At 64.7% G+C, this 5,474-nt stretch carries 5 protein-coding genes; all 5 read right to left on the reverse strand.

Annotated elements, in window-relative coordinates; translation table 11 throughout:
• Nucleotides 1-2,442 (reverse strand): TonB-dependent receptor plug domain-containing protein (locus tag VK519_RS10560; protein ID WP_324349634.1); only part of this gene is annotated, 2,442 nt, incomplete at its 3' end.
• 206 nt (nt 2,443-2,648) lie between these two features.
• The gene (grxD, locus tag VK519_RS10565; protein ID WP_324349636.1) at nt 2,649-3,572 is read right to left on the reverse strand and encodes a Grx4 family monothiol glutaredoxin; all 924 of its coding nucleotides are present in this window, start codon (nt 3,570-3,572) and stop codon (nt 2,649-2,651) included.
• Between the two features lie 143 nt (nt 3,573-3,715).
• Nucleotides 3,716-4,126: an EF-hand domain-containing protein gene (locus VK519_RS10570; protein ID WP_324349637.1), complete on the reverse strand. Its 411-nt coding sequence runs from the start codon at nt 4,124-4,126 to the stop codon at nt 3,716-3,718.
• Nucleotides 4,126-4,719 (reverse strand): GTP cyclohydrolase I FolE, encoded by a 594-nt coding sequence (gene folE, locus VK519_RS10575; protein ID WP_324349638.1) that lies wholly within the window; start codon nt 4,717-4,719, stop codon nt 4,126-4,128. Before folE ends, VK519_RS10570 begins: the two co-directional genes overlap by 1 nt.
• Before the next feature lie 121 nt (nt 4,720-4,840).
• The coding region (locus VK519_RS10580; RefSeq protein ID WP_324349639.1) for a DNA recombination protein RmuC at nt 4,841-5,474 on the reverse strand (634 nt) is incomplete at its 5' end.

Raw genomic sequence — 5,474 nt, forward strand, 5'->3', positions numbered from 1 at the left:
CCGGTCCCAGCCCACCGAAGCGGTGGTGATGGTCTTGAAGTCGGTGGAGTACTGCGGTGCACGCAGCAGGTCGATGGTGGGTTCCCCGGCGTACTGCTGAAGCGTGTGTTTGAGCGTGTTGCTGTACGACGCGCCCAGCGTAAGATTGCCGGCGGTGCCCATGCCGATGCGGTAGTTCGCGCCCGCGGTAATCGCATCCACCCGCTCATTGGACGAGTTGATCGGGCCGCTGCGGATGTTGGTGACGGCACCGGTGGCATCACGGGTGATGCGCGACAGGGCGTCCTGGCAGGTGGCGGAACCGGCATCCTGGCGTCCGGTGCGGCAGTCGGCCTCGTTGCGGAACAGGGTGGTGACGCTCAGGTCTTCCACCTTGTCCGCGATACGGATGGAGAGGTAATCCAGGCTCAGGTTGAAGTCCTGCGTGGGCGACCACACCGCGCCTACGCCATACGACTTGGCCGTGATGGGCTTCAGGTCCGGATTTCCTGCACGGACGCCGCGGGTGGACTGGTTATATGCCGGACAATCGCGCAGCGCCTCGCCGGGATAGTAGGTTTCGCAGCCGTAGAAATCCGGGGCGCCGGTGAAATAGCCGCTATCGCCGGCGAACAGGTAACCCATGTCCGGTGCGCGGAATGCGGTGGCGTAGTTGGCGCGCAGCAGAAGGGTGTCGATCGGGCGGTATTCGAATGCCAGCTTGTAGGTGGGCTTGCCGATGCTGTTACCCGTCCACTGGTAGCGGTCATAACGCACGGCGGCGTTGGCCAGCAGTTCCGCGGTGATCGGCACGCTCAGCTCACCGGCCAGTGCATAGTGCTGGCGCTTGCCGTGACCTTGCGTGCCTGAAAGGCCCCAATAGTTGCCATTGACCACGCCCAGGTCCGTGCGGTTGCTCCAGTGCTCGTTGCCGGCTTGGCCCACGATGGCAAGGCCGATGTCACCGGCCGGCAACGCGGCAAGCGATGTGTTGGTGAGCTGGACATTGAGGTCCTGCGTCCAGGTCTGCGAGACGGAGTTCACCTGGCCGAGGGTGGCGATGTACTGCGCGGGCGTGACCGCCTGGTAGAAGTTCGCCCAGTTCGGGGCGTAGATCGGCAGGCCGGTGGCGGCGTCGTTGCCCAGCTTCGGACCCATGAACTGCTGTTCGAACAGCGCATCGAGCGGGCCAGCGAGGGGGAGGTTCTGCTTGTTGGTCAGCGAGTACGCCGAGCGGTTGTAGTAGGCATCGTAATCCCACGCCGAATCACCCAGCTTGCCGCGGGCGCCCGCGATCACCTGGTACTGCTGTCCGATGTTGCGGTTGCCGATGCGGTCGTAACCGCCGGTTTCTTCCGGCGACAGCGCGTGCTGGGCGATCGTCTGCTGGCCGGTGGCCTGGTCGATGAAGCGGCCGCCGTTGTTGGCGCTCCAGAAGGTGTAAGTGGAACCGGCGATCGACGTGTTGGTGGAGGATCCATACAGCCCACTGCCGTACAGCTCCAGGTGGTCGTTCACCTTGAATGAGCTCGACACGTAACCCGTGGCCGAGCGCTTCTTGTTCGAAAGCGTGGCCTGGCCGACGTCCTGACTGCCGCAGTAGTAGCCCGAGCCCGGGCGATAGGCGTAGTACGTGCTGTTGTTGAACAGCGACGAGACGTTCTCGCACGCCTCGGCGCCCGGGTCTAAGTACGAAGCACGGCCATTGGCGTCGTAAGCCATGCGGAGGAAGTTCCGCGAGGCGATCGGGTCCGCGCCGTTGCGCGAGGGATCCGATGCGGTCGAGCGGGTGAGCTTGCGGTCCGCGCCGTAGATCGGCGCCTGGTTGCCCAGCTCCACGCTGAAGACGGTTTTCGAGCGATCGGTGGTGTGTCCGCCGGTCAGCTGCACGCGCTGGTTGCCGCCACCGCCGTCGGTATAGCCACCGCCACGGAAGTTCACGTCGAAGCCGTCGACGCTCTTCTTCAGGATGATATTCACCACGCCGGCAATGGCGTCCGAGCCGTACACGGCCGACTGGTTGCCCGGCACGATGTCGATGCGCTCGACGATCGAGGTGGGGATGGTGGAGATGTCGACGAAGTTGCTCTGGCCGTTGTACAGCAGCGGGTAGTTGGCCAGCGGATGGCCATCGACCAGGATCTTGGTGAAGCCCGGATCCAGCCCGAACAGGCTGATCGACTGCGCACCCTGGGTGAAGGAGCCACTGGACTGCGCGTTCTGCACGGCGCCGGAGGCCAGCGGCGAGGCGCGTAGTGCATCGGCCACTGTCTTGAAGCCCTGCCTCTGGATGTCAGCGGCGGTGATCTCGATGGTCGGCGTGGCGGTTTCCACCACCGCTCGCGGAATCAACGAGCCGGTAACGGTTACCGTTTCCAGCGTCTTGGGTTCGGTATCGGCCGCGAATGCTGGCGCGAAGAAGGCGGCCGCAATGGCGGCGGCCAGGAGCTTCCTGGATTGCATGTTGTTGTCTTCCCTGGTGGTGTGCACTGGCACGGCTACGCCGGGCCCGACACTTCACGCTAGGGGAATCCCGCGGCGGGGAATATGGAAGGAAGCTCAAATTCCCGGACGCGCTCATGAAAACGGCGACGCGTCGAGACGCGTCGCCGTTCATCGCTTAAGGCGCTTAAGGGGTCAGAGTCATTACTCTGACCCCCAATACTGGATCAGTACCGCGGAACGCTCGAATCCACTTCCTGCGACCACGCATCCATGCCGCCGGCCACGTTGAACACGTTGCTGAAACCATGCGCAGCGAAGTGGTTGGCGGCGGCCATGCTGGAGTTGCCGTGGTGGCAGATGAAGGCGAGCACGGTGTCCTTGGGCAGGCGGCCGAGCGCTTCGTAGCCTTCTTCTTCCAGGATGCGGGCGCCGGCAAGCGGCGCGGCGGCGGCGCGGCCGTTGGCCGGGCGCACGTCGATCAGGGTGACGGAGCCTTCGGCCATGCGCGTGGCCAGTTCCTGCACGGTCATCGACTTCACTTCCGTGGCGCCGGGGAATTTCAGGCTCAGGCCTTCGCCCTGCACGGTGCTCACCCAGTCGATCACGATGCCCTTGGCGCGCTGCGCGCTGCCCGGGTCGAAGTGCACTTCTATGCCGCTGGCACTCACCACGATGTCGTGGTCCTGGGCCGGGGCCAACTGGAAGCCGGCGCCGTGGTCCGGGCCGATCTCAAGATGCAGTACCACACCCTGGGCGTCGGCCATGCCGGCGCGGATGGCTTCGGCGGCCTTCTCGGTGATGGTGATTTCCGGCGGGGTGCGATCGGGCGCCGTGGCGCCGAACAGCGAATGCAACTCACCGCTGCCGTACATCTGGCGGATGATGTCCGCGCCGCCGACCAGTTCACCTCCCACATACAGCTGCGGGATGGTGGGCCACTGGCCGTAGGTCTTGATGCCCTCGCGGATTTCCGCATCCTGCAGCACGTCCACGGTGTGGTAATCGGGCAGCAATTCGTTCAGCACGTTGGTTGCTGAAGCCGAGAACCCGCACATCGGCTGGCTGCGGTTGCCCTTCATGAACAGCACCACGCGGTGTTCGTTCAACAGGGATTCGATGCGTTCGCGGGTGGCGGAGTCGAGGCTCATGGGGTGATCCGGGAAAGAATGGGGAATGGCCTAGTTTAGCCTTTAGGCCCATATGGTCGCCGTATCTCGCCTTTTCAATGGGTTGTCGAGCGCGAATGCGGGATCAGAGACTCTGACCCCCAACCGTGGCCGGCCTGCCGGCCTCACTGCGGCGGCTGGGCCAACTCTCGAGCGCTCAAGTAGCCATCGTGGTTCTTGTCCAGACGGTGGAACTGGGCCTCGTAGTTCTTGCGCACCTCCTCCAGCCGCAGCGGCTTGCCGTGCTGGCCGGGAAGTTCCGACGCCTCAAGTACGCCGTTGCCATTGCTATCCATATGGCGAAAGCCGGCAGTCATGTAAGTAAGGTATTCGTCCAGGCTCACCTTGCCGTCGCCGTTGGTGTCGAACTGGCGCAGGTATTCGGTGGGAGTGGCTTGGGCGTGCGCAGGCGAAGCCAGGAAGGCCAATCCGAGGAGCAGGGCTGTGGAGACCACGCGGCGCAGCCAGCCGGGGTCAGAGTAATGACTCTGACCCCCAACCAGACCCCCAACCACCGCCACGTTGCGACCTGGCATCAGCGCCTGTCAACGCCGACGAAGCGCAGGAACTCGGCGCGGGTGCGCGGATCCTCGCGGAAGCTGCCGAGCATCTGGCTGGTCACCATCGATACGCCGCGCTTGTGCACGCCGCGGGTGGTCATGCATTCGTGCGAGGCATCGATCACCACGCCAACACCGCGCGGCTGCAGGGTCTGGTCGATGCATTGGGCAATCTGTGCGGTGAGTTTTTCCTGCACCTGGAAGCGGCGGGCAAAGCCATCGACCACGCGCGCCAGCTTGCTGATGCCCACCACGCGATCGGTGGGGACATAACCCACGTGGGCGCGGCCGATGATTGGCGCCATGTGGTGCTCGCAGTGGCTTTCGAACTCGATGTCACGCAGCACGATCATCTCGTCGTAGCCGCCGACTTCTTCGAAGGTGCGGGCCAGGTAGTCGGCAGGATCCTCCAGGTAGCCGGAGAACCAGTCGCGATAAGCCTTGACCACGCGCTTGGGCGTCTCGAGCAGGCCTTCGCGGGCGGGATCGTCGCCTGCCCAGCGCAGCAGGATGCGCACGGCATCCTCGGCCTGTTCGCGGGTGACGTCGGGATTCTTTGGCTCGGTCATGGGTTGTCTGGGGCCGCCGGCGAAAGCCGACATTGTAGCGCCAAGCCCCATAGGGGTCAGAAGCCCCATAGGGGTCAGAGTCATGACTCTGACCCCTACCCGCTGACCCCCAACCCGGAGGCTAGTCGGGGGAGGGGATATCGTCGTCGAGGTCGTCGTCGGGCTCGGCGGGTTCCAGGGCGATGTTCAGTACGTCGCCGGACACGTCGCTGCCCAGGGATTGAACTTCGCGCAGGCGTTTTTCGATGGCCCGGGTGCGGACGCCGGCGCTGTCGATGCTGTTGCGCACGGTGTCCAGCTGTTTGCGGGTCTTCTCAAGCACCATGCCGAACTTGCCGAACTCGGTCTTCACCGCGGCCAGCACGTGCCACACCTCGCTGGAGCGTTTTTCGATGGCAAGCGTACGGAAGCCCATCTGCAGGCTGTTGAGCAAGGCGGTGAGGGTGGTGGGGCCGGCCACGGTGACGCGGTATTCCCGCTGCAACAGGTCCGAAAGCCCCGGACGGCGGATCACTTCGGCGTACAGGCCCTCGGTCGGCAGGAACAGGATGGCGAAGTCGGTGGTGTGCGGCGGGCCCACGTACTTGCCATGGATGCGCTTGGCTTCCTCGCGTACGCGCACTTCCAGTGCACGACCGGCCGCGAGCGCGGCGTCGGCGTCGGCGGCATCCTGGGCGTCGAGCAGGCGCTGGTAGTCCTCGACCGGGAATTTCGCGTCGATGGGCAACCACACCGGTACGCCTTCGTCGGTACCC

The organism is Pinirhizobacter sp. (genome assembly GCF_035317885.1).
GTDB lineage: Bacteria > Pseudomonadota > Gammaproteobacteria > Xanthomonadales > Rhodanobacteraceae > Pinirhizobacter.